Annotated in this window: 12 protein-coding genes; 7 read left to right on the top strand and 5 right to left on the bottom strand. The window is 68.4% G+C overall.

Annotation, left to right across the window (positions count from 1 at the left end):
* The 7 genes from ACK5M9_RS07925 to ACK5M9_RS07895 all read left to right on the top strand — a co-directional run.
* The coding region (locus tag ACK5M9_RS07925; protein WP_416892625.1) for an arabinofuranosyltransferase at positions 1–1341 on the top strand (1341 nt) is incomplete at its 5' end.
* Positions 1341–4610 carry an arabinosyltransferase domain-containing protein gene (locus tag ACK5M9_RS07920; protein ID WP_416892624.1) on the top strand — a complete coding sequence of 1090 codons (3270 nt, stop codon included), beginning with the start codon at positions 1341–1343 and terminating at the stop codon, positions 4608–4610. The genes ACK5M9_RS07925 and ACK5M9_RS07920, both read left to right, overlap by 1 nt.
* 90 nt (positions 4611–4700) lie before the next feature.
* Positions 4701–8039 (top strand): arabinosyltransferase domain-containing protein, encoded by a 3339-nt coding sequence (locus ACK5M9_RS07915; protein ID WP_416892623.1) that lies wholly within the window; start codon positions 4701–4703, stop codon positions 8037–8039.
* A gap of 71 nt (positions 8040–8110) precedes the next feature.
* The gene (locus ACK5M9_RS07910; RefSeq protein WP_416892626.1) at positions 8111–11263 is read left to right on the top strand and encodes an arabinosyltransferase domain-containing protein; all 3153 of its coding nucleotides are present in this window, start codon (positions 8111–8113) and stop codon (positions 11261–11263) included.
* 434 nt (positions 11264–11697) lie between these two features.
* On the top strand, positions 11698–12165 hold the full coding sequence (locus ACK5M9_RS07905; protein ID WP_416892622.1) for a MarR family winged helix-turn-helix transcriptional regulator: 468 nt from the start codon (positions 11698–11700) through the stop codon (positions 12163–12165).
* Positions 12162–12569 (top strand): PPOX class F420-dependent oxidoreductase, encoded by a 408-nt coding sequence (locus ACK5M9_RS07900; RefSeq protein ID WP_416892621.1) that lies wholly within the window; start codon positions 12162–12164, stop codon positions 12567–12569. The genes ACK5M9_RS07905 and ACK5M9_RS07900 overlap by 4 nt, the downstream gene beginning before the upstream one ends.
* A 58-nt stretch (positions 12570–12627) precedes the next feature.
* Positions 12628–13230 carry a class I SAM-dependent methyltransferase gene (locus tag ACK5M9_RS07895; protein ID WP_416892620.1) on the top strand — a complete coding sequence of 201 codons (603 nt, stop codon included), beginning with the start codon at positions 12628–12630 and terminating at the stop codon, positions 13228–13230.
* Positions 13231–13519: 289 nt separating this feature from the next.
* Here ACK5M9_RS07895 and ACK5M9_RS07890 read toward each other — a convergent pair whose 3' ends face one another.
* The 5 genes from ACK5M9_RS07890 to ACK5M9_RS07870 form a co-directional block, all read right to left on the bottom strand.
* Complete coding sequence (locus ACK5M9_RS07890; protein WP_416892619.1) at positions 13520–15100, bottom strand: acyl-CoA carboxylase subunit beta; 1581 nt, start codon at positions 15098–15100, stop codon at positions 13520–13522.
* Positions 15097–20520, bottom strand: a complete 5424-nt coding sequence (gene pks13 / locus ACK5M9_RS07885) for a polyketide synthase Pks13 (protein WP_416892618.1) — start codon at positions 20518–20520, stop codon at positions 15097–15099. The genes ACK5M9_RS07890 and pks13 overlap by 4 nt, the downstream gene beginning before the upstream one ends.
* Positions 20521–20552: 32 nt before the next feature.
* On the bottom strand, positions 20553–22442 hold the full coding sequence (gene fadD32 / locus ACK5M9_RS07880) for a long-chain-fatty-acid--AMP ligase FadD32 (RefSeq protein ID WP_416892617.1): 1890 nt from the start codon (positions 22440–22442) through the stop codon (positions 20553–20555).
* Positions 22443–22742: 300 nt separating this feature from the next.
* Positions 22743–23753 (bottom strand): cutinase family protein, encoded by a 1011-nt coding sequence (locus tag ACK5M9_RS07875; protein ID WP_416892616.1) that lies wholly within the window; start codon positions 23751–23753, stop codon positions 22743–22745.
* A gap of 213 nt (positions 23754–23966) precedes the next feature.
* Positions 23967–24613, bottom strand: a 647-nt coding sequence (locus ACK5M9_RS07870) for an alpha/beta hydrolase-fold protein (protein WP_416892615.1), incomplete at its 5' end; no start/stop codon positions are given.

The following is a 24613-nucleotide window of genomic DNA, read 5'->3' as shown; positions in this document are numbered from 1 at the left end:
GGTGGGGCCGGCGCCGGGGGCGCCGGGGGCGCCGCCCCTGCCGAACGGGCCTCCACTGGCGCAGCGGGCGCCGACCGGGACTGTGGCGTCACGTTCGGCGGGGAAGGTGGCGGCGCGGGCGCCGAGCGTGACTGTGGCGTAACGCTCGGCGGAGGCGGCCGGGCCGCGGTCGTCGCCGTCGGCATCTTCCTGGGCTTCGCCGCCACCTGGTACACGCTGCTGTTCGCCTACAGCGCATTCACGATCACCCTGATGGCGCTGGTGCTGGCCGCATCGCGGCGGCGCACCGGCGGGAGGGCGGCGCTGGCACCGCTGCGCCGACTGGCCGTCATCGGGGCCCTCGCGGCGGCCCTCGCGTCCACCACCTGGCTGCCCTACCTGTTGCGGGCCTCCCGGGGCCCGGTGAGCGACACCGGCAGCGCCGCCCACTACCTCCCCGCCGACGGTGCCCGCCTGACGTTTCCGATGCTGCAGTTCTCGCTGCTGGGCATGCTCTGCCTGCTGGGCACCCTGTGGCTGATCATCCGGGCACGCTCATCGGTGCGGGCCGGCGGCCTGGCCGTCGGGGTGGTGGCCGTCTATCTGTGGTCGCTGCTGTCGATGCTGACCACGCTGGCCCGCACCACGCTGCTGTCGTTCCGGCTGCAGCCGACCCTGACGGTGCTGCTGGTGGCCGCCGGTGTGTTCGGCTTCGTCGAGGGTGCGCAGAAGCTTGCCGGTAGCCGCGGTGTCGCCGGCCGGGCGGCACTGCCTGTCGCCGCTGCCATCGGCCTCACCGGGGCAATCGCGTTCAGCCAGGACATTCCCGACGTACTGCGGCCCGATCTGACCATCGCCTACACCGACACCGACGGCGACGGGCTGCGCGGTGATCGCCGGCCGCCCGGAGCCGAGAAGCACTACCCGGCGATCGACGCCGCGATCCGCGGGGTAACCGGAAAACCGCGCAACCAGACCGTGGTGCTCACCGCCGACTACGGCTTCCTGGCCCTGTACCCCTACTGGGGCTTTCAGGCCTTGACATCGCACTACGCCAACCCGCTGGCGCAGTTCGACGAGCGGGCGGCCCGGATCGAGAGCTGGTCGGAACTCAAGACAGCCGACGAGCTGGTCCGGGCGCTGGACACGCTCCCGTGGCCGGCGCCGACCGTCGTCCTGATGCGCCGCGGCGCCAACAACACCTACACGCTGCGGCTGGCCGAGGACGTCTACCCCAACCAGCCAAATGTCCGCCGCTACACCGTCGGCCTCAAAGCCGCCCTGTTCGCCGACCCACAATTCGCCGTTCACACCGTCGGCCCATTCGTGGTGGCCGTCCGCAAACCCGCACCGGGCACCTGATGCCAGCCGAAACAACGCCGGACACCGCCGACGCACTACCATCAAGCTCCGTGACCGACGCGTCAGCGGACTACCGGCTCGCCCGGCTCGTCGCCGTCGTCGCCGGTCTGCTGGGGACGGCACTCGCCCTGGCTACCCCCCTGCTGCCGGTCAGGCAGACCACCGCCCAACTCAACTGGCCGCAGAACGGGACCTTCGGCAGCATCGAGGCGCCACTGATCAGCTACGTGGCCACCGACCTGACCATCAGCGTGCCATGCCGGGCCGCCGCCGGATTGGCCGGACCGCACAACGCCGGCAGGACCGTGTTGTTGTCGACGGTGCCCAAGCAAGCCCCCAAGGCCATCGACCGGGGCCTGCTGCTGCAGCGCATCAACGGCGACCTGGTACTGATCGTCCGCAACGTGCCGGTGGTCGCCGCACCGATGAGCGAAGTCCTGGGACCGTCCTGCCGGAAGCTGACCTTCACCGCACACGCGGACAAGGTCACCGGCGAATTCGTCGGACTCAAGCAGGGCCCCACCACCGACCATCCCGGCGAACCGCTGCGCGGGGTGAAAAGCGGATACGACTTCCGGCCGCAGATCGTCGGGGTGTTCACCGACCTGTCCGGACCGGCGCCACCGGGGCTGAACTTCACCGCGACCGTCGACAGCCGCTACAGCAGCAGCCCGACGGCACTGAAGATGGCCGCGATGATCCTGGGGCTGGCCCTGACCGCGGCGTCCCTGGTCGCGCTGCATGTGCTCGACACCGCCGACGGCATGCGCCACCGCAGGTTCCTCCCGCCGCGCTGGTGGTCGATCGGCGGGCTGGACGCCCTAGTGGTCACCGTGCTGGTGTGGTGGCACTTCGTGGGAGCCAACACCTCCGACGACGGCTACATCCTGACCATGGCCCGAGTCTCCGAACACGCCGGCTACATGGCGAACTACTACCGCTGGTTCGGCACACCCGAAGCCCCGTTCGGCTGGTACTACGACCTGCTGGCTCTGTGGGCCCACGTCAGCACCACCAGCATCTGGATGCGGCTGCCCACCCTGGTGATGGCGCTGGCCTGCTGGTGGGTGATCAGCCGGGAAGTCATCCCGCGATTGGGTCGCGCCGTCAAGCAGAGCCGGTCGGCGGCATGGACGGCGGCCGGGATGTTCCTGGTGGTCTGGCTGCCGCTGAACAACGGCCTGCGGCCCGAGTCGATCATCGCCGTGGGCATCCTGTTCACCTGGTGCTCGGTGGAACGCGCCGTGGCCACCAGCCGGCTGTTGCCGGTGGCGGTGGCCTGCATCACCGGCGCCCTGACCCTGTTCTCCGGGCCCACCGGCATCGCGTCCATCGGCGCATTGCTGGTCGCGGTGGGCCCGCTGCTCACCATCCTGCACCGGCGGTCCAAGCAGTTCGGCATCCTGCCGCTGGTTTCGCCGATCCTGGCCGCGACCACCGTGCCCGCAATCCTGATCTTCCGGGATCAGACGTTTGCCGGAGAGGCGCAGGCCAGTTTTCTCAAGCGGGGTGTCGGCCCCGCCCTCAAGTGGTTCGACGAACACATTCGCTACGAGCGGCTGTTCATGCCCACCCCCGACGGCTCGATCGCCCGCCGGTTCGCGGTTCTTGCACTGCTGGTCGCACTCGCCGTCGCGGTAGCCATGTCGCTGCGCAAGGGCCGGGTGCCGGGCACCGCGGCGGGGCCGAGCCGCAGGATCATCGGTATCACCGTCATCTCGTTCCTGGCCATAATGTTCACCCCCACCAAGTGGACGCATCACTTCGGGGTGTTCGCCGGGCTGGCCGGATCGCTGGGGGCGCTGGCCGCGGTGGCTGTGACGAGTTCGGCCTTGCGATCCCGGCGCAACCGAACGGCTTTCGCCGCCGTGGTGCTCTTTGTGATGGCGATGTCCTTCGCCAGCGTCAACGGCTGGTGGTACGTGTCGAATTTCGGTGTGCCGTGGTCGAATTCGTTCCCTAAATGGCGATGGTCGTTGACCACGATGCTGCTCGGCTTCACCGTCGTCGCCCTGCTGATCTCGGCCTGGTTCAACTTCGTCGCCACCGAAGACGCACCGCCGAAGTCGCGGCTGGGCGCCAGACTGTCGCAGTTCCTGCAGGCTCCGCTGGCAATCGCAACCTGGCTGCTGGTTCTCCTCGAAGTGGTGTCGCTGACCCAGGCGATGATCACGCAGTACCCCGCGTGGTCGGTGGGCCGATCCAACCTGCAGGCACTCACCGGCAACACCTGCGGACTGGCCGAGGACGTCCTGGTGGAGCTGAATCCCGACACCGATCTGTTGACGCCGGTATCCGCCTCCGTCTCCGACGCTCTGGGCGCCGGATTGTCCGAAGCGTTCACCCCCGGCGGAGTTCCCGCGGATGTCTCCGCCGACCCGGTCATGGGCCATCCGCGAGACCGCAATTTCGCCGACCTCGACGGGGACGACGGGGCCGCCACCGGCACCGAAGGCGGCACCACCGCCGCGCCGGGCATCAACGGCTCCCGCGCCCGGTTGCCGTTCGGCCTGACGCCGGACCGCACGCCGGTGCTCGGCAGCTGGCACGCCGGCGTACAGGTGCCCGCCGCCTTGAAGTCCGGCTGGTATCGGCTGCCGTCCGCGGCGGAGCGGAAGACCACGCCGCTGCTGGTGGTGTCGGCCGCAGGCCGGTTCGACCCGCGTGAGGTCACCGTGCAATGGGCCAGCGATGGCCAGGCTGCGGCCGGAAAGCACGGCGGTTCAATGGCTTTCGCCGACATCGGGGCGGCGCCGGCCTGGCGGAACCTACGCGCGCCGCTGTCGGCGATCCCGGCCTCGGCAACTCAGGTCAGGCTGGTGGCCAACGACGCGGACCTGGCTCGCCAGCACTGGATCGCCCTGACACCCCCGCGGATTCCCAAGCTGCGCACGCTGCAGGACGTGGTCGGGTCGACCGATCCGGTGCTCCTCGACTGGCTGGTAGGGCTGGCGTTCCCCTGTCAGCGGCCGTTCGGGCACCAGAACGGTGTCACCGAGACACCCAAGTGGCGCATCCTGCCGGACAGGTTCGGAGCGGAAGCCAACTCGCCGGTGATGGACAACCTCGGTGGCGGCCCGCTCGGTATCAGCGAACTGCTGGTGCGCCCGACCACCGTGGCGAGCTACCTCAAGGACGACTGGTTCCGGGACTGGGGCTCGCTGCAGCGTTTGACGCCCTACTACCCCGATGCGGCACCGGCCCGGCTGCGACTGGGCGCGGTGACCCGCAGCGGGTTGTGGAACCCGGCGCCGCTGCGCAAAAGCTGACGCGGTTTCGCTACCCGCCGGGCGATACCCACCACCCGACCGGCCCCGCGTCGTCGCCGGACTCATCGGCGTCGCCTAACATCGAAGCTCGTGTGCCCCGACGGTAATCCGCGATCCCACCGGGTTGCCCGCCTACTGGCCCTCGTCGGCGGCATCACCGGCCTGGTGCTGTGCCTGTTGGTGCCGCTGCTGCCGGTGCGGCAGACCACAGCGACCATCAGCTGGCCGCAGGGCACCACCGCGGCCGGCAATGTCAGCCAGATCACAGCTCCGCTGGTGTCCGGGGCGCCGCACGCACTCGACATCTCCATACCCTGCGCCGCGATCGCCACCCTGCCCGCCAAGGGCGGCATGGTGGTGTCCACACTGCCAGCCGACGGCTTCCAGACGGGCAAGTACGGCCTGTTCGTACGGGCCGACACCAACGCCGTCGTCGTCGCATTCCGGGACACGGTGGCGGCGGCGGCTCCCCGCTCCGCAATCGCGGAAGCCAATTGTCGGGCGCTGCACATCTGGACGGACATCGCTGGTGCGCACGCGGATTTCATCGGCATACCCGGTGCTGCCGGAAGTCTGCCGCCCGAGAAAAAACCGCAGGTGGGCGGGATTTTCACCGACCTCAAGGTGCCGCCGCAGGCCGGACTGTCGGCGAAGGTGGACATCGATACGCGATTCATCCTCGCCCCGACCGCGCTCAAACGGCTCGCCATGATCCTGGGTGTCCTGGCAGTCGCCCTGGCCATCGGCGCCCTGGCGGTGCTCGACCGGCTGAGCCGCGGCGGCTCCGTTCGCGACTGGCGGTCTCGGGTCGCGTGGCTGGCCCGCTACCGGCCGAGCGTACCGAGTTCCCCCCGGTTGCCTCGCGGCCCAAGAACCAGGCTGGTCGACACCGGGGTCATCGGAGCCCTGCTGCTGTGGCACATCGTCGGTGCCACCACCTCCGACGACGGCTACAACCTGACCATCGCCCGAGTCGCGCCGAACGCCGGCTACGTCACCAACTACTACCGGTACTTCGGCACCACCGAGGCACCGTTCGACTGGTACCTGAGCGTGCTGGCGAAGATGGCGGACGTCAGCACGGCAGGGGTCTGGATGCGCCTGCCCGCCACCCTTGCCGGCATCGCCTGCTGGCTGATCATCAGCCGGTTCGCGCTGCGACGGCTCGGCCCCGGAAAGGGCGGCCTGGCCGGCGACTCGGTCGCGGTATGGACTGCCGCGGCGGTATTCGTCGCCGCGTGGCTGCCGTTCGACAACGGACTGCGGCCCGAACCGCTGATCGCCCTCGGGGTGCTGGCCACCTGGATGATGGTGGAACGTTCGATCGCGCTGGCGCGCCTGATGCCCGCCGCGGTCGCCATCGTCATTGCCGTGCTCGCGGTGACACTGGCGCCGCAGGGACTGATCGCGGTGGCCCCGCTGCTCACCGGTGCCCGCGCGATCGCCGGGATAATCCGGCGCCGGCAGGCCACCGACGGGCTGGTCGCCCCCCTGGCCGTCCTGGCGGCAGCGTTTTCCCTGATTGCGGTGGTGGTGTGTCGCAGCCAGTCGCTGGCCACCGTGGCCGAGTCCGCCCGCATCAAGTACAAGGTGGGTCCGACGATCGCCTGGTATCAGGATTTCCTGCGGTACTACTTCCTCACCGTCGAAGACAACCCCGACGGCTCGATGGCGCGGCGGTTCGCGGTGCTGGTGCTGCTGCTGTGCATGTTCGGGATGCTGTTCGTTCTACTGAGGAAGGGCCGGGTCGCGGGTCTGGCCGGCGGGCCGGCCTGGCGGTTGATCGGCAGCACGGCCATCGGGCTGCTGCTGTTGACCTTCACCCCGACCAAGTGGGCCATCCAGTTCGGCGCGTTCGCCGGGTTGGCAGGCGTATTGGGCGGCGTAACTGCTTTCACCGTCGCCCGGATCGGCCTGCACAGTCGTCGCAACCTGGCCCTGTACATCACCGCGCTACTGTTCGTCCTGGCCTGGGCCACCTCGGGAATCAACGGCTGGTTCTACGTGGGCAACTACGGTGTCCCCTGGTTCGACATCCAGCCGGTCATCGCCGGCTACCGGGTGATGTGGATGTTTTTGACGCTGTCGATCTTCACCGGGCTGCTGGCCGCCTGGTACCACTTCCGGATGGATTATGCGGGGCACACCGAAGTCAAGGACAACCGGCGCAACCGGATCCTGGCGTCCGCGCCACTGCTGGCGGTGGCGGCGATCATGGTGTTCGGTGAAGTCAGTTCGCTGGCCAAGGGCGTGGTGATGCGCTACCCGCACTACACCACCGGCAAGGCGAATCTGCGGGCCATCGCATCGGGACTGTCGCCGGCCAGCTGCGCCATGGCCGACGACGTGCTGGCCGAAGCCGACTCCAATGCCGGGATGCTGCAACCGGTTCCCGGGCAGAAATTCGGGCCGGCGGGCCCGCTGGGCGGTTCCGCTCCGGTCGGCCTCACCCCCGCGGGCGTCGGCAAGGACCTCAAGTCCGATCCGGTGGTGGCCAAGCCCGGCGTGGTCAACTCCGACGCCTCACCCGACAAGCCCAACGTCGCCATCACCGACTCCGCGGGAACCGCCGGCGGCACGGGCCCGATCGGTGTGAACGGATCCAACGCGGCGCTGCCCTTCGGGCTGGACCCCGCGCGCACCCCGGTGATGGGCAGTTACGGCCAGAACGATCTGACGGCCGAGGCCACCTCGGCCTGGTATCGGTTGCCCGAAGACTGGCAACACCACACGGACAGCCATCCCCTGGTGGTGATTTCGGCCGCCGGCGCCATCTGGTCGTTCGATGAGGACGGCGAGGTGGTGTACGGCCAGGCGCTGAGGTTGCAGTGGGGCACCAGGAAGCCCGACGGCAGCGTCACCGAACTCGACCAGATGTTCCCGATCGACCTCGGGCCCGCACCGGCCTGGCGCAACCTGCGGTTCCCCTTCGCCGACGTCCCGGCCGAGGCCAATGTCACCCGCATCGTCGCCGTGGACCCGAACCTGAGTCCCGAGCAGTGGCTGGCGTTCACACCGCCGCGGGTACCCGAACTCGAATCACTGCAACAGTTGATCGGCTCGCGCAGGCCGGTACTGGCCGACATCGCGACCGCTGCCAACTTCCCCTGCCAACGGCCGTTCTCCGAACACCTGGGCATCGCGGAGCTCCCGGACTACCGCATCCTGCCCGACCACAAGCAGACCGCCGTGTCATCCAACCTCTGGCAATCCTCGGGCACCGGCGGGCCGTTCATGTTCACCCAGGGGCTGATGTCGACGTCGACGGTCCCGACCTACCTCAGCGGCGACTGGTACCGCGACTGGGGCTCGGTCGAGAAGTACCACCGGCTGGTGCCCGCCGACCAGGCTCCGGAAGCCGTCGTAGCGCAAGGCGTGACCACGGTGCACGGCTGGAGCCGTCCCGGACCGATCAGGGCCCTGCCGTGACCGCCGCGGAACCCGTGCAGCGCACCGGGGCCGATCCGGTCCGCCAGGTGCAGGTGACGCGCTGGGTGGCCATGGTCGCCGGGCTCATCGGGTTCGTGCTGTCGGTGGCAACCCCGCTGCTCCCGGTTGTGCAGACGACGGCAATGCTCAACTGGCCCCAGAACGACCGGCTCGACAGCGTGACCGCACCGCTGATCTCGCTGACCCCGGTCAATTTCAAGGCGTCCGTGCCGTGCAGCGTCGAGCGCCTGGTGCCGCCGAAGGGCGGAGTCGTGCTGGGCACCGCACCCAAGAACGGCAAGGACGCCAACCTGCAGGCACTGTTCGTCGTGGCCGGCAAAAAGGACCTCACCGTCACCGACCGCAACGTCGTCATCGTGGCGGCATCGCGGGCGCGGATGCGGTCGCCGCAGTGCAAGCGCATCGACATCACCTCCACGCGCGCGGGAACCTTCGCCGAGTTCGTCGGCCTCCGGGATGACAAGGGCAAGCGGCTTCGCGGCGGCTACCCCGATGCCAACCTGCGTCCGCAGATCGTCGGCGTGTTCACCGACCTGACCGGCCCGGCGCCACCGGGCCTGAGCATGTCGGCCACCATCGACACCCGGTTTTCCAGCACCCCGACCACGCTGAAGCTGCTGGCGATCATCGGCGCCATCGTGGCCACCGTCGTCGCGCTGATCGCCCTGTGGCGTCTGGACCGACTCGACGGCCACCGGTTGCGGCGCTGGATTCCGGCTAACTGGCGCAGGTTCACCCTGCTCGACGGGGTGGTGATCTTCACGTTCCTGCTCTGGGACGTGATCGGGGCCAACTCGTCCGACGACGGCTACATCCTGGGCATGGCGCGCGTCGCCGACCGCGCCGGCTACATGTCCAACTATTTCCGTTGGTTCGGCAGCCCCGAGGACCCGTTCGGCTGGTACTACAACCTGCTGGCACTGATGACCCATGTCAGCGACTCCAGTCTGTGGATGCGACTGCCGGACCTGCTCGCCGGGCTGGCCTGCTGGCTGCTGCTGTCCAGGGAGGTGCTGCCTCGACTCGGGCCGGCCGTGGCGGGCAGCAGGGCCGCCAACTGGGCGGCGGGCATGGTCCTGCTGACCGCCTGGATGCCGTTCAACAACGGCCTGCGGCCCGAGGGGATCATTGCGCTGGGTTCACTGGTCACCTACGTGCTGATCGAACGATCGATGCGCTACAGCCGCCTGATCCCGGCCGCGTTGGCCGTCATCACCGCGGCCTTCACCCTGGGAGTGCAACCGACCGGACTGATCGCGGTGGCCGCACTGGTGGCCGGCGGCCGTCCACTCCTGCGGATTTTCGTCCAACGGCGCCGCGCGGTCGGCACATGGCCGTTGCTCGCCCCGATCCTGGCCGCCGGCACCATCATCCTGCCCGTGGTGTTCGCCGATCAGACGCTGTCGACGGTGCTGGAGGCCACCAGGGTTCGCAGCGACATCGGCCCCAGCCAGAATTGGTACACCGAGAACCTGCGCTACTACTACCTGATACTGCCCACCGTCGACGGTTCGCTGTCGCGCCGGTTCGGATTCATGATCACCGCGCTGTGTCTGTTCACGGCGCTGTTCATCATGTTGCGGCGCAAGCGGATTCCGGGTGTGGCCCGCGGTCCCGCCTGGCGGCTGATGGGTGTCATCTTCGGCACCATGTTCTTCCTCATGTTCACCCCGACCAAGTGGGTGCACCACTTCGGGCTGTTCGCCGCGGTCGGAGCCGCGATGGCGGCGTTGACCACGGTGCTGGTATCGCTGGCGGTGCTACGTTCGGCACGCAACCGAATGGCGTTCCTGGCGGCGGTATTCTTCGTGCTGTCACTGTGTTTCGCCACCACCAACGGGTGGTGGTACGTGTCCAGCTACGGCGTGCCGTTCAACAGCGCCATGCCCAGGATCGCCGGGATCACCGTCAGCACGATATTCTTCGTCCCCTTCGCGATTACCGCCGCGTATGCGGCCTGGCTGCACTTCGCGCCGGCGGGCAGCGGCGACGGCCGGGTCGCCCGGATTCTCACCTGGCCTGTCCAGGCGCCGATCGCCACTGCCGCGGGATTCATGGCACTGGTGTTCATCGCATCGATGGGGATAGGGATCGTGCGGCAGTACCCGACCTATTCCAACGGCTGGTCGAACCTGCGCAGTTTCGCCGGAGGGTGCGCTCTTGCCGACGACGTTCTGGTCGAGCCGGACACCAACGACGGCTTCATGATCCCGCTGCCCGGAGACTACGGCCCGCTGGGTCCGCTGGCCGGTAAGGATCCGGTGGGCTTCTCCCCGAACGGGGTGCCCGAGCACACCGTGGCCGAGGCAATCGCGATGAAGCCCAATCAGCCGGGCACCGACTACGACTGGGACGCTCCCACCAAACTGAAGACCCCCGGCATCAACGGGTCCACCGTGCCGCTGCCCTATCAGCTCGATCCGGCACGGGTACCACTAGCGGGCACCTACACCACCGGCGCCCAGCGGCAGAGCCGACTCACCTCGGCGTGGTACCGGCTGCCCGAGCCCGACGACGCGCATCCACTGGTGGTGATCACCGCCGCCGGCAGGATCGCCGGCAACAGCGTGCTGCACCACTACACGTCCGGGCAAACTGTGGAGCTGGAATACGCTCGCCCCGGCGCCGGTCCGCTGACACCGGCCGGGCGGATGGTGCCCGACGACCTGTTCGGCGAGCAGCCCAAGGCCTGGCGCAACCTGCGCTTCCCCCGCGACGAGATGCCCGCCGATGCCGTTGCCGTCCGGGTGATCGCCGAGGACCTTTCACTGACTCCGGACGACTGGATCGCGGTGACACCGCCGCGGGTTTCGGAGTTGAGGTCGGTGCAGGAGTACGTGGGGTCGACGCAGCCGGTCCTGCTGGACTGGGCTGTCGGGCTGGCATTCCCTTGTCAACGACCGATGCTGCACACCCTGGGCGTCACCGAGATTCCGAAGTTCCGGATCACTCCGGACTACGGCGCCAAGAAGCAGGACACCGACACCTGGGAAGACGGCAAGAACGGCGGCCTGCTCGGCATCAGCGACCTGCTGCTGCGCGCCCACGTGATGGCCACCTACCTGTCCCGCGACTGGGCCCGCGACTGGGGCTCGCTGCGCAAGTTCGAAACGCTGGTCGACGCGCCGCCCGCGCAGCTGGACCTGGACAAGGCGACGCGCACCGGATGGTGGTCACCGGGGAAGATCCGGATCAAGTCCTAGCCCGGCCACTTTTGGCGCGTCACGCGTCGGGCGCGGCCTGTTCCTCGCGAGCGTAACGCCACGGCGAAATTTGGGCCGCGAGATCGCACTCCCGTTACGCTCGCGAACACCGCGCAGCCGGTGGAGTCGATCCACATCTGTCTCCAGGCTGTCTACCCCCGCCCCGCGCCCCGGCCCCGCGCCCCGCGCCCCCAGCCCCCAGCCCCCAGCCGCCAGCCCCCAGCCCCCAGCCTGCCGCCTGCCGCCTGCCGTCTGCCGTCTGCCGTCTGCCGTCTGCCCCGATCGGATGACAAACCCTATTTAGTAGAAATTTGAATTATTGTTAAACAAGGGCTATAGCGCTGTTGTAACGAGTGATATGCAGGTAGAATCACATCTGAAAAGACAGGTAGTTCATTGTTTAATTATATTACCCGCGCCGGGAGGGGACCGCGATGCCCCCGGTTCTGAGCGCTACCGAAAAACGGGCGTGGCGGGCCTACATCGAGGCGAGCATCTGGCTGGAGACCCAACTCGACGAAGCGCTGCGGGAAGCGACCGGCCTCACCCTGATCGACTACCACCTCCTCATGCTGCTCGCCGAGGCGCCCCGGCACCGGCTGCGCATGAGCGAGCTGGCCGACCGAATGGTCTTCTCCCGCAGCCGGATCACCTACCAGGTCACCTCGATGTCCAAGCGAGGCCTGGTGGTACGCGAACCTTGTCCCGAGGACGGTCGCGGCCACCGCGCCGTACTCACCGCGACCGGACTGAACACCCTGCACCGGGCGATGCCCCGACATGCCGCCTCGGTTCGCAGACTGTTTCTCGACGAACTCGACACCGCCGAGTTGGCCTGCGTCGAAAAGGTTTTCACCCGGTTGCGCGGCCGGACGGACCGCCGATCAGAGGAGGCATCATGACGTACAGCCCCGCCGAAGCAACGTTCCTGCAAGGCCAGCCGATCGGACGGCTCGCCACGATCGGCCCGGCCGGGGAGTCGCAGATCAGGCCGGTCAGCGTGCACCTCAGCCCGGACGGCTCGAGTATCGACATCGTCGGTCACGCCCTCGCGAAAACCCAGAAGTGGCGCAACGTGATCCGAAATCCCAAGGTGGCCTTCATTGTCGACACCGTGTTCTCGGTGCATCCCCCCAAGGCCCAGGGTCTCGAAGTGCGCGGCGTGGCGGCGGCCATGCCCGGCCACGGCACTACGGCCGGCGGGCTCAGCGGCGACATCATCCGGATCTCCCCGAAACGGATCGTGGCATGGGGACTGGACAGCGAGGGCACCACGGCCCGCGATACCGCGGCCACGGCGGGCTGACCGGCTCGACGTTGCGGCCCCCCGGTTAGAAGAACCTGAGATTGAAAGGAAACCCGAAATGACAAACGCAATGGACTGGGAACTCGCCTACCGCGAGCAGAAGCCGGCCTGGAGCATCGGCGAACCGCAGCCCGAACTCGCCCGAATCCTGGATCAACCGGGTGCGGTCCGCGGCGAGGTGCTCGACGCCGGATGCGGCCATGCCGAGCTGTCGCTGGCACTGGCCGCCCGCGGCTACACCGTGGTGGGGATCGACCTGACGTCGGCTGCTGTCGAAGCGGCCACCGCCGCGGCGCAACAGCGCGGTTTGTCCACCGCGACGTTCGTCCGGGCCGACATCACCGCCTTCACCGGCTACGACGGCCGCTTCTCGACCATCTTCGACAGCGGACTGCTACACGCCCTCCCCGCCGACAAGCGCGACGGCTATCTGCGGTCGGTGCACCGTGCCGCCACACCCGGGGCATCGTTGTACATCCTGGCTTTCGCCGCCGGAGCCTTCCCCGAACACCCCGGACCGCTGCCCACCCAGTTCACCGAGGACCAGCTCCGCGAAACGGTCTCCCCGCATTTCCGCGTCGATGAGATCCGTCCGGCGAGTCTGCACGCGACCGCCGCCCAACTGCCCGGCTGGCTCGTGCGGGCACACCGGGAGAGCTGATACCAGGGACCTGACTTCGGACACGGTTGCTGGGTTTTGGGTTGCGAGGGCTTTGAACTGCCGGTTTTTCTGTCCGGGCGGGGTGTTTGAGGTCCTGGGCGGGGAGGTTAGGGCGGTAGCGTACGTGCCGAAGGTGCGCACGACCGCGGGGCGAGGTGGCGTTGCCGGTCGGCAAGCCGAGTCCGTTTCCTCGCGAGCGTAACGCCACGGCGAAATTCGGGCCGCGAAATCGCACTCCCGTTACGCTCGCGAACGACTCGCAGCCGCCCGGCCACCGGCTGGCCCCCGGCTACACCGGGATCAGGCCGTGCTTGCGCCCGACCCGCCACCACAGCTGCTTGTCCCGCAGCAGATGCAACGACCGGCGGATCAATAGCCGGGTCTGGTGGGGATCGATCACGGCGTCGATGAAGCCGCGCTCCGCGGCGATCCACGGGATGGCCATGTTCAGGTTGTAGCCCTCGATGAAGTCCTTCTTGATCTGCTGGGCTTCGGGTGTCGTCGGGTCCGGGAAGCGCTTCATCAACAGCTGCGCGGCACCGTCGGCACCGATCACCGCGATGCGGGCGGTGGGCCAGGCGAAGTTGAAGTCCGCGGTCAGCTGCTTGGATCCCATCACCGCGTACGCCCCGCCGTAGGACTTGCGGATAGTGATCGTCACCTTCGGCACGTCGGCCTCGACGACGGCATACAGGAACCGTCCGCCGCGCTTGATGATCCCGTTCTTCTCCTGCTCGGCTCCGGGCAGGAAGCCGGGGGTGTCCACGACGAACACCAGCGGGATGCCGAAGGCGTCACAGAACCGGACGAACCGGGCGGCCTTGTCGGAGGCTTCGTTGTCGATGGCGCCCGACATGTGCATGGGCTGGTTGGCCACCACACCGACGGTGCGGCCGTCGACCCGCGCGTAACCGGTGATGATCGCCTGCCCGGCCTGCGAGGCGACGTCGAGAAAATCTCCGTCGTCGAAGATCCGCAGCAGGATCTCGTGCATGTCGTAGGCGGTGTTGTCGGAGTCGGGAACGATCGAGTCGAGTTCCAGATCGTGCGGGGTGATCTCGGGCTCCAGGCCCGGGTTGACGATCGGCGGCTTGCCGAAGCAGTCCGACGGCAAAAACGACAGGAAGTCGCGCACGTACTTGAATGCGGCGGCCTCGTCCTGGACCACCTGATGGATGTTGCCGTAGCGGGCCTGCGATGCGGCGCCGCCGAGTTCGTCGAGGGTGACGTCCTCGCCGGTGACGTCCTTGATCACGTCGGGGCCGGTGACGAACATGTAGCCCTGGTCCTGCACCGCCACCACCAGGTCGGTCTGGATCGGCGAATACACCGCTCCCCCTGCGCACTTGCCGAGGATGATCGAGATCTGGGGCACCTGCCCGGACAGCAACTCGTGGCGGCGGCCCAGCTCGGCGTACCAGGCAAGCGAGGTCGCGGTGTCCTGGATGCGCGCGCCGGCCGAGTCGTTGATGCCGACGATCGGGCAGCCGGCCATCGCGCACCACTCCATCAGCCGGACCACCTTGCGGCCGAACATCTCCCCGACCGAACCCTGGAACACCGTCTGATCGTGGGAGAACACCCCGACCGGGCGGCCGTCGATCAGCGCGTGTCCGGTGACCACGCCGTCGCCGTACAGCGCACCCGGGTCGCCCGGGGTTTTGCACAGCGCACCGATTTCGAAGAAGGTGCCCGGATCGACCAGGGAGTGCACCCGCGCGCGGGCGCTGGGGAGGCCCTTCTTCGCACGCTTGGCCGCGGCCTTCTCGCCGCCGGGTTCCTTGGCCGTCTCCAAGCGTTCGCGCAGGTCGGCGAGCTTCTCGGCGGTGCTGTGCACGACAGGGGGCGGACCCGCGGCTGCATCGGTCACTGGTTGTCCACCTCACTCGCCCGGCCGTCGATATCGTCCAACGCGCGGCTCATGTGTTCGCCGACCTTGGCGATGATCGGCTCATCGATGGCCTGGATGTGCTCGCCACCGATCCGCACGACCTCGAGGTCGGAAACGTACTCGCCCCAGCCGCCGTCCGGCTGGCGAACGGCATACCGCGGCTCGAACATGATCGCGTCGTCATGGTAGCGATCGGCCATGTAGAGGGTTACATGGCCGTCGAACGGCTGGATCTGCGCGGTGTCGATCGCGCGGTTGTCCAGGTACGACGTGCGCTGGTGCTCGACGATGCCGGCGGGGATCTGCACCCCGCTCTGGCCGACGGCGTCCAGCACGAACCGCACCTGGCCTTCGTCGTCGAGCTCCTCGAGCTGCTCGTAGGGGATCGCCGGGACGGTGACGTTGAATGTCTTCTCGGCGAACTTCGCGTAGCGGTCCCAGCGCTTGCGGATCTCCTCCTTGGTCTGCGGGATGTCCTCGCCGGCCCGCACCGCGTCGATCAGACCGACGAACCGGACGTCCTTGCCCTGCTGCTTGAGGCCGATCGCGCAGGCATAGGCCAGCACCCCGCCCAGCGACCAGCCGGCCAGCACGTAGGGCCCGTCGCCCTGCATCTCGATCAGCTTTGGGACGTACTGTGCGGCCCGCTCCTCGATCGAGCCCTCGACCCGTTCGAAGCCGTACATCGGGGTATCGGCGGGCAGCCGGGCCAGCAGCGGCTCGTAGACCACCGTGGAACCGCCGGCCGGGTGGAACACGAATACCGGCGCCTTGGCGGAACCCCCGGCGTCGCCGTCCGGCCGCGCGCGCAGGGTGCGCACGAACCCGTCGATCACGCCGGCCTCCAGGTAGCCGCGCACCTTCTCGGCCAGCGCCTCGATGTTGGCCGAGCCCAGTACGTCCTCGGCACTGATCGGGCCTTCGGCGCGTTCGGAGAGTCGCTGGGCCAGCTTGGCGGCTTTGTCCCCGTCCAGCTTGGGCAGCGGGTTGAAGATGCCGCCGGCGGACTTGCCGGTGACGACGGCCCAGGTGGCGAAGACGACGCGTTCGGCCGCATCCCGGGGCGGCACATCGGAGTTCAGGGCCTTGGCGACGGCTTCGGAGTTCAGCGCCTCGGCCACCCCGGTCAAGTCGGGCGCCTGCTCATCGACCCCGGCAGCCGAGGCAGCCGGACCACTCGGGCCCGCCGGGTTGGTCGGCGGCGGCGGGACGGGCACGTCCGAGGGCGGCGGCGCGGAGGCCTCGAAGGCGTCGGGGGCGTCGGGGGCGTCGGGGGCGTCGGGGGCTGGCGCGGCCGGCCCGCCCTGCTTGCCGTGCATCAACTCGGCCTGCGCCCGCGCGATCTCCTCGGCCGTCTGCGTCTGCTGGTGCTCGTGGAGTGCTTCGACCTCGTCGCGGTGTTCGATCGCGTACTCGATCAGTTTCTCGACGTTGTACAGATTGGCGTCGCGCACCGCCGTCAGCTGGATCGGCGGCAACTCGAAGTCGTACTCGACGCGGTTCTTGATACGCACCGCCATCAGCGAGTCCAGGCCCAGCTCGATCAGCGGCACCTCCCACGGCAGGTCCTCGGGCTCGTAGCCCATGGCCGCACCGACGATGGTGCCCAACCGGTCGGCGATCGTCTCACCGGACTCCGGCGTCCACTTGGTGAAACCGGCCGGCATGTAGCGGGTGGTCAGGCTGTCCCCCAGCGTTTCGGAGTCCGGGTCGACACCGGCGACCGCTGTCGAATCGACCGCCGAGGTGGTCGTCCCGGCCGACACCGCTGCGGGCCCCGCGGCGCCCTCGGCCCCCGGATCGGCGACGGCCGTCGCGGCACCCACCGCGGCCGGCAACACCGCGTCCGAGCCGCCCCGGGTGACCAGGGCGTCGTAGACCAGGGTGAAAGAGTCCTCGATCCGGGCATGCACCTGCACCGCGGCCCCGCCGGGATGCCGGGTCAGCGTCGTCACCAATCGGGCGCCCAGCCCGGGTACCGCCCGCTGTTCGGCCGCTGTCAACGCCGCGTCGGGCAGCACCGAGGCGGCCGCGGAGCGCACCAGCGCACCCAGGTCGGTCTGCTCCCGCGGCGCGTACTCCCACACGTGGCGACCGTCCGGCAGCGCCACATGGTTGCCGGGCATCAGCACCGAGCTGTCGCCGGCGAACTGCACGGGCAGCCAGTGTTCCTTGCGCTTGAACCGGGTCGGCGGGATGTCGGCGTAATCGTCCGGCCCGCCGGCCCGACTGAACAGCGTGCGGACATCCAGGTCGTGGCCGTAGACGTAGAGCTGCGCCATCGTCGAGACGATCGACTCGACCTCATCCTGCTTGCGCGCCAGCGTCGGGATCAGCTGGGCGTCGTGCAGCCCAGCCGATGCCGTGGTCAGGCCCACCTGCATCAGCGCCACCGGATTGGGGGCGAGCTCCAGGAAGGTCGTGTGCCCGCTGTCCACCGCGTTGCGGATGCCATGGGTGAAGTAGACGCTGTGACGCAACCCCTTCTTCCAGTATTCGACGTCGTGGATCGGGTCGCTGCCGGGCTTGACGTAGCTGCCCTCGTGCACCGTCGAGTAGATCCCGGCGGTCGGGGGCATCGGCTTGATGCCCTGCAGTTCGGCGGTCAGCTCGCCGAGCAGCGGATCCATCTGGGAGGTGTGGCTGGCACCCTTGGTCTGGAACTTGCGGGCGAACTTTCCCTCGGACTCGGCGCGGGCGATGATCGCGTCCACCTGTTCGGGCGGTCCGCCGATGACCGTCTGCGTGGGGGCGGCGTAAACGCACACCTCCAAGTCCGGGAAGTCGGAGAACACCGTCTTGATCTCGTCGGCGGAGTACTCCACCAGTGCCATCAGCCGGATGTACTCGCCGAAGAGCATCGCTTCGCCTTCACCCATCAGGTGAGAGCGCGAGCAGATCGCCCGAGTGGCGTCCGGCAGCGACAGGCCGCCGGCGAAATAGGCCGACGCGGCCTCTCCCAGCGACTGGCCGACCACCGCGGCCGGCTTGGCGCCGTGATGCTTGAGCAACTCCCCCAGGGCGATCTGGATCGCGAAGATGGTGACCTGCGTGGTCTCGATACCGTAGTCCTGCGAATCGTCGAGGATCAGCTCCAGCACCGAATAGCCCAGCTCGTCCTGAACGAGCGCGTCGACTTTCTCGATCCACTCGGCGAAGACCGGTTCGCGCAGGTAGAGACTCTTGCCCATCTTGCGGTGCTGGGCGCCGAATCCGGCCAGCACCCACACCGGGCCGTTGGTCACCGGACCGTCGACGCTGAACACTCCGGGGCGCTGTTTGCCCTCGGCGATCGCGCGCATGCCTTTCACGGCTTCTTCGTGGTCGTGGGCCAGCACCACCGCGCGGGAACGGCCGTGACTGCGCCGCGACAGCGAACGGCCGATCGACTCCAGCGAGGCGGCCTGGCCTTCGGGGGTTTCCATCCAGTCGGCCAGCTCGGCCGCCGCGGCCTTCTTCCGGGAGCTGAGGAACGCCGAGACGACGAGCGGCACGGCCGGTGGCGGGAGTTCCTGGCCGGCCAGCTCTGCCAGCGCGGCTTGCCTGAGTTGCAGCGCCTCCTCGGTGAGGCCCGGCAACTCGGGTTCGGCGTCCTCGAACGCCGGAGCATCGTCGGCGATGATCTCGCCGTACTCGTCGAAGCGCAGCGAGTGGCCCTGGGCTTCGGCGCGGTAGTCATCCTCGGCCGGGCCGCCGGCCGATTCGCCCCCGGCAGGCGCTTGCGGCTCAGACTCCTTTTCGATCACGTCACGCGGCAGCACCTCACGCACCACCAGGTGGGCGTTGGCGCCGCCGAAGCCGAAGCTGGACACCCCGGCCAGGGCGTAGCCGCCGTAGCGCGGCCAGTCGGTGGGCTCGGTGACCATCTTGAGGTGCATCGCCTCGAAGTCGATGTAGGGGCTGGGCCCGGCGAAGTTGATCGACGGCGGCAGCTTGTCGTGCTGCAGCGCCAGCACCACCTTGGCCATGCTGGCCGCGCCCGCAGCCGATTCCAGGTGGCCGACGTTGGTCTTGACCGCGCCCAGCAGTGCGGGACGGTCTGCCGGGCGCCCCTTGCCGACGACCCGGCCGAGCGCCTCGGCCTCGATCGGGTCGCCCAGGATGGTGCCGGTGCCGTGAGCCTCGACGTAGTCCACGGTGCGCGGGTCGATGCCGGCATCCTTGTAGGCCCGGCGCAGCACATCTGCCTGCGCGTCCTGGTTGGGTGCGATCAGCCCGTTGGAGCGGCCGTCGTGGTTGACCGCGCTGCCGGCGATGACGGCCAGGATCTGGTCGCCGTCGCGGCGCGCGTCGTCGACGCGCTTGAGTACCAGCATGCCCGCACCCTCGGATCGGGTGTAGCCGTCGGCGTCGGCGGAGAACGACTTGATCCGGCCGTCGGGGGCCAGCACCGCGCCGATCTCGTCGAACCCCAGCGTCACCATCGGGGTGATCAGGGCATTGACGCCGCCGGCGATCGCGACGTCGGCCTCGCCGTTGCGCAGGGCCTGCACTCCCTGGTGGATTGCCACCAGTGAACTCGAGCACGCGGTGTCGATGGTGACCGACGGCCCGTGGAAGTCGTAGAAGTAGGAGACCCGATTGGCGATGATCGAGCTGGCGGTGCCGGTGATGGCATACGGGTGTGCGACCGTCGGGTCGGAGACGGCCAGGAAGCTGTAGTCGTTGGTGGAGCTGCCGACGTACACGCCGACGGATTCACCGCGCAGGCTGGACGCCGGGATGCGGGCGTGTTCGAGGGCCTCCCAGGTGAGTTCCAGCGCCATCCGCTGCTGCGGGTCGATGTTGTCGGCCTCGGTCTTGGCCACCGCGAAGAATTCCGAGTCGAAGCCCTTGATGTCCTTGAGGTAGCCGCCACGGGTGCGGGCTTTGCCGACTCGCTCCGCCAGCCGGGGCTCTTCGAGGAACTCCGCCCAGCGTCCCTCGGGCAGATCGGTGATGGCGTCCCGGCCCTCCAACAGTGCCTGCCAGGTCTGTTCGGGGGAGTTCATGTCGCCGGGCAGCCGGGTGGCCAGGCCGACGACCGCGATGTCGACCCGTTCGGCCGGTCCGTTGCGCGACCAGTCCGCACCGTCGGTGTCATCCGGCGCCTCGGGTTCGCCTTCGATGATCCGGGTGGCCAGCGATTCGATGGTCGGATGCTGGAAGGCCACGGCCACCGACAGGGTGACGCCGGTGAGGTCCTCGACGTCGGCGGCCATTGCCACCGCGTCGCGCGATGCGAGCCCGAGTTCGACCATCGGCACCGACTCGTCGATGGAGTCCGGTGACCTGCCGACGGCCTTGCCCACCCATTCGCGCAGCCACTGCCGCATCTCGGCGACCGTCATATCGGTCCCGGTCTCCGGCGCATGGGACTGGACCGGCGGTTCGGAAGGCGATTCGCTGACGTCAGACATTGGCTACCTCGTGGTTCAAGAGCCCTGGCGGCTCAATCGGAAGTGGCGAAGACGGTGGGCGAACCGATACCACTGCGCAGGCTGCCGTCCAGGTAGGCGATCCGGCAGGCGCGGCGGCCGATCTTGCCGCTGGAGGTTCGGGGAATCGCGCCGGCCTGCACCAGCAGAACGTCGCGCACGGTGACGCCGTGCCCCACGGCAATCGCCGCCCGGATATCGTCGGCGATCGGCTGGTAGTCGAGCTTGTGGGCCCCGGCGGCCCGCTCACCGACGATGACCAGCTGTTCGGAGGTGTCCTCCGGGTCGAACTTCAGCCCGGCGTGCGGATCCTCGAAGACGTTCGGCGGCAGCTGGTTGGCCGGGGCGGAGAAGGCGGCCACGTACCCGACGCGCAATGCCTTGGTGGCCTCCTGGGCGGTGTACTCCAGGTCCTGCGGGTAGTGGTTGCGACCGTCGATGATGACGAGGTCTTTGATCCGGCCGGTGATGTAGAGGTGGCCGTCGTGATAGGTGCCGTAGTCGCCGGTGCGGACCCACAGTCCGTCCTCGGGCACTCCCTCGGCATGCGATTCGGGGATCCGTGACTTCAGGACGTTGCGGAACGTCTCGACGGATTCCGTTTCCTTGCCCCAGTAACCGCAGCCCAGGTTGTTGCCGTTCAGCCAGATTTCGCCGATCTGGTCGTCGGCTACTTCGGCGGCGGTTTCCGGGTCCACGATGATGGCCCACTGGTCGACGCCCACCTTGCCGGCGGAGACCTGTGGAACCGCGTTCGGCGCGTCGTCCGGCACCTCGACGAAGTTCCAGTTGTTCAGCTGGTCGCGGTCGACGTGCACTACCGTCGGTTCCTCGTCCCTCGGAGTGGTCGAGACGAACAAGGTCGCTTCCGCCAGCCCGTAGGAGGGCTTGATCGCGGTCGGCTGCAGGCCGTAGGGCTCGAACGCCTCGAAGAACTTGCGCATCGACGCCGGTGACACCGGCTCGCTGCCGTTGAGGATGCCCTTGACGTTGCTCAGGTCCAGTGGTGGCTCGTCGTCGCGGGGCAGACCGCGTACCGCGGCGTGCTCGAAGGCGAAGTTCGGCGCGGCCGAGAAGGTGCCACCGGTCTCGCCGGGCTTGCGGGCGAGTTCGCGAATCCAGCGTCCCGGTCGCCGCACGAATGCCGCGGGTGTCATAAAGGTGAAGCTCTGACCCAGCACCGGTGCGAGCAGTGCGGTCACCAGGCCCATGTCATGGAAGAACGGCAGCCAGCAGACGCCGCGGTCGCCCTCGGTGCCTTCCAGTGAATTGAGTACCTGCAGCACGTTCGTGGGCAGGTTGAGGTGACTGATCCGCACGCCGGACGGGACCCGGGTGGAACCCGAGGTGTACTGCAGGTAGGCCGTGGCGTCGTGGTCGACCTCGGGCTCCTGCCAGGTGGCGGCCACGTCGTCGGGCACGGCGTCCACGGCAATCATGCGGGGCCGTTCCCTGGCCGCTCGCGCACGGATGAACTTGCGCACCCCCTCCGCAGCCTCGGTTGTGGTCAGGATCGTCGACGGGGCACAGTCGTCGAGCACCGCATGCAGCCGGCCGACGTGGCCGGGCTCGGCAGGGTCGAAGAGCGGCACCGCGATCCGTCCGGAGTACAGCGCGCCGTAGAACGAGACCATGTAGTCCAGGTTCTGCGGGCACAGGATGGCAACACGGTCACCGGGTTGGGTGACCTGTTGCAGCCTGGCTGCCAGCGCCCGGTTGCGGGTACTGAACTCCGAGTAGAGGATGTCGCGTGCCTGGCCGTCGCGTTCGGAAGAGTAGTCCAGGAAACGGTAGGCGATCTTGTCCCCGCGGACCTTCGCCCACTTTTCAACGTGGCGGACCAAGTTGGTGTCCTTGGGGAAGCGGATCCTTCCCTTCACGATGAACGGGTTGTGGTACGCCATACCGCCCTCTCCTGTCGCAAACTGCTGCCGCCGCACACCGACTCCGCGATCTGCTCTCGACCCGACCCGGCGGGACCCGCTGACGCGGGTGGCCGGCGGTGCCGGCCCGACCGACGACCGGCGACCTGGTCGACCCCTTGCTCTTAGCTTTCTCTTAATGTTAAGGGGCGCAGGGCGGCAGACCAAATCACAAGGTACGCCTGAACACCACGGCGAGCGGCGCGCAGGGCGCTGTGTCCAGGTCACCAGCTGGCATCATCGCCGGACAGCGGGTGGCACCGGACGACAAAGTGTTGAGCGTCACCGGTGGCGGGGATGCGGCGCCGACTCGATGATCCCGCGAACCCAATCGAGGGTCCACTGGGTGGCCGATTCTCCGTTCGAGCTCCAGAAGTCGGTGGTGGCGTACATCGCGTGCACCGGATGGCTGGCGCCCCCGGCCAGCATGTCCAGCGTGGCCGGAAGGTTGGCCGGGCTGAACGCCTCTTTGGGCGCGGCGCAGATCAGATCTCCCACAGCGCAGATTTCGTTCGTCCGGCGGTCCAGCGCACCGAACCCGCCGGGTCGTTCGCCCGTCATGGTCAAACCGAGATTCGACAGCACCGGGACTTCGTGCAAGGTGATCTCGGCCCCCACGCCGGGCGGACTCGGCGGGATGGTGTTGCCCACCCCAGCCTGGCGGCGGCCGTCGGCGATCAATGTCACACCCAGCACCAGGTCCTCGTCGACCGGTCCCAGCCCGTTTCCGATGTCCCCGGCAACATCGCCGGCGATCACCGCGCCCTGGGAGAACCCGATCAGCACGTAGCTGGTCAACGGGCACTGGTTATTCATCTCGGTCAGCGCTCGCACCGTCGCCTGCGTGCCTTCGGCACGGCTGGCGTTGTAGGTCAACTCGGTGTCACCGGAGAACGGATGGCGGAACTGCGCGGTGTAGGGAACGGTGTACGTCTGCACCCGGCCTCCGTCGAACTCCTCGCCGATCGGCCCGGTCACCTTCAGCAGCAACGCCATCGGGAACTGGATCGGGTGCAGCGGGGGGTCGGTCGGAGAGGACTCCCAGGTGCCCGGGACCGAGATCAGCTGCACATCCGGGCAGGACGCGTCCTGGAAAGCCGGCCGCGGTTTGCGAGGCTTGGGGTTGGTCGAGCCCGGAGGCAGCACGCCCGGGGGCACCGCACTCGGCGACACGTCGCGATTACGCAACACCATGACACCGCCGACGATGGCCAGTGCCACAGCCAGTGCCATCGACGCGGCCGCCAGCCAGGCAAGGCGGCGACGACGTTTGTTACGGGCGTTACTGGCCATGTTCTCCTGCTAACCGAGTGCGGTGTAACCCGAGCCGGGTCCCCGGCGAATCGGCTGGGTGACTGCGATTCCACGGCGGCGCAACGTCGCGCCGTGTACACAACCGGCGGGTGTGCACACATGACCCATCGCTGTACTGCCTACACGGTACCGGCCCGGCACACCTGGCCACCCGCGAGCGAGACCCGGTGACACCGGCGAGGGACGCGGCCGTCAGCCGATGGCGCCGACGATCTCGCCCGCCATGGCGCCCAACTGCCCGCTCCACGGCCCCCAGCCGTTGTCGCCGCCGCCGGGGAAGTCGAAGTGGCCGTTGTGCCCACCGACCTCGCGGTAGTGCTGGTAGAAGGCCCGACTGTTGCCCACCGCCTCACCGGACGCACCGAGCATCGCGGCCGGGTTGGAAGCTCCGGAATTGACCGGGCTCCACACCCAAACGCGGGTGTTGTTCTGCGCCAGCAATCCGGCGTGCACAAACGGGTCGTGCCACTTCCAGCGTCCCAACTGCGGGGCTCCCCACATGCCGTTGCCATCCACGCCACCGAATTCCTGCAGTCCGGCCAGAATCGCACCGCTGGTGAATGTGTTCGCCGGGTACAGGAAACCCGACAGCGATCCGGCGAAGCCGAAGCGGTCCGGGTGGAACGCGGCCAGCGCCATCGCACCGTAGCCGCCCTGGGAGGCGCCCACGACGCCGTGGCCGCCCGGGGCCAAGCCCTTGTTGGCTGCCAGCCAGTCGGGAAGTTCCCTGGACAGGAAGGTGTCCCACTGCTTGCCGCCGTCCTGCTCCCAGTCGGTGTACATGCTGAAGGCGCCGCCGGCCGGGGCGACCACCGAGATCCCCTTGCCCGCGAGCGTGT

Source organism: Mycobacterium sp. (assembly GCF_047975165.1).
In the GTDB taxonomy this organism is placed as follows: domain Bacteria; phylum Actinomycetota; class Actinomycetes; order Mycobacteriales; family Mycobacteriaceae; genus Mycobacterium.
The sequence above is the reverse complement of the archived record's forward strand: the minus strand, read 5'-3'. Positions and strand labels throughout refer to the sequence as shown.

Excerpts from the sequence above, each read along its gene's own strand:
- ACK5M9_RS07920 (WP_416892624.1), top strand. The coding sequence starts at position 1,341 with ATGCCAGCCGAAACAACGCCGGACACCGCCGACGCACTACCATCAAGC.
- ACK5M9_RS07910 (WP_416892626.1), top strand. The coding sequence starts at position 8,111 with ATGGTCGCCGGGCTCATCGGGTTCGTGCTGTCGGTGGCAACCCCGCTG.
- ACK5M9_RS07905 (WP_416892622.1), top strand. The coding sequence starts at position 11,698 with ATGCCCCCGGTTCTGAGCGCTACCGAAAAACGGGCGTGGCGGGCCTAC.
- ACK5M9_RS07900 (WP_416892621.1), top strand. The coding sequence starts at position 12,162 with ATGACGTACAGCCCCGCCGAAGCAACGTTCCTGCAAGGCCAGCCGATC.
- ACK5M9_RS07895 (WP_416892620.1), top strand. The coding sequence starts at position 12,628 with ATGACAAACGCAATGGACTGGGAACTCGCCTACCGCGAGCAGAAGCCG.
- pks13 (WP_416892618.1), bottom strand. The coding sequence starts at position 20,520 with ATGTCTGACGTCAGCGAATCGCCTTCCGAACCGCCGGTCCAGTCCCAT.
- fadD32 (WP_416892617.1), bottom strand. The coding sequence starts at position 22,442 with ATGGCGTACCACAACCCGTTCATCGTGAAGGGAAGGATCCGCTTCCCC.
- ACK5M9_RS07875 (WP_416892616.1), bottom strand. The coding sequence starts at position 23,753 with ATGGCCAGTAACGCCCGTAACAAACGTCGTCGCCGCCTTGCCTGGCTG.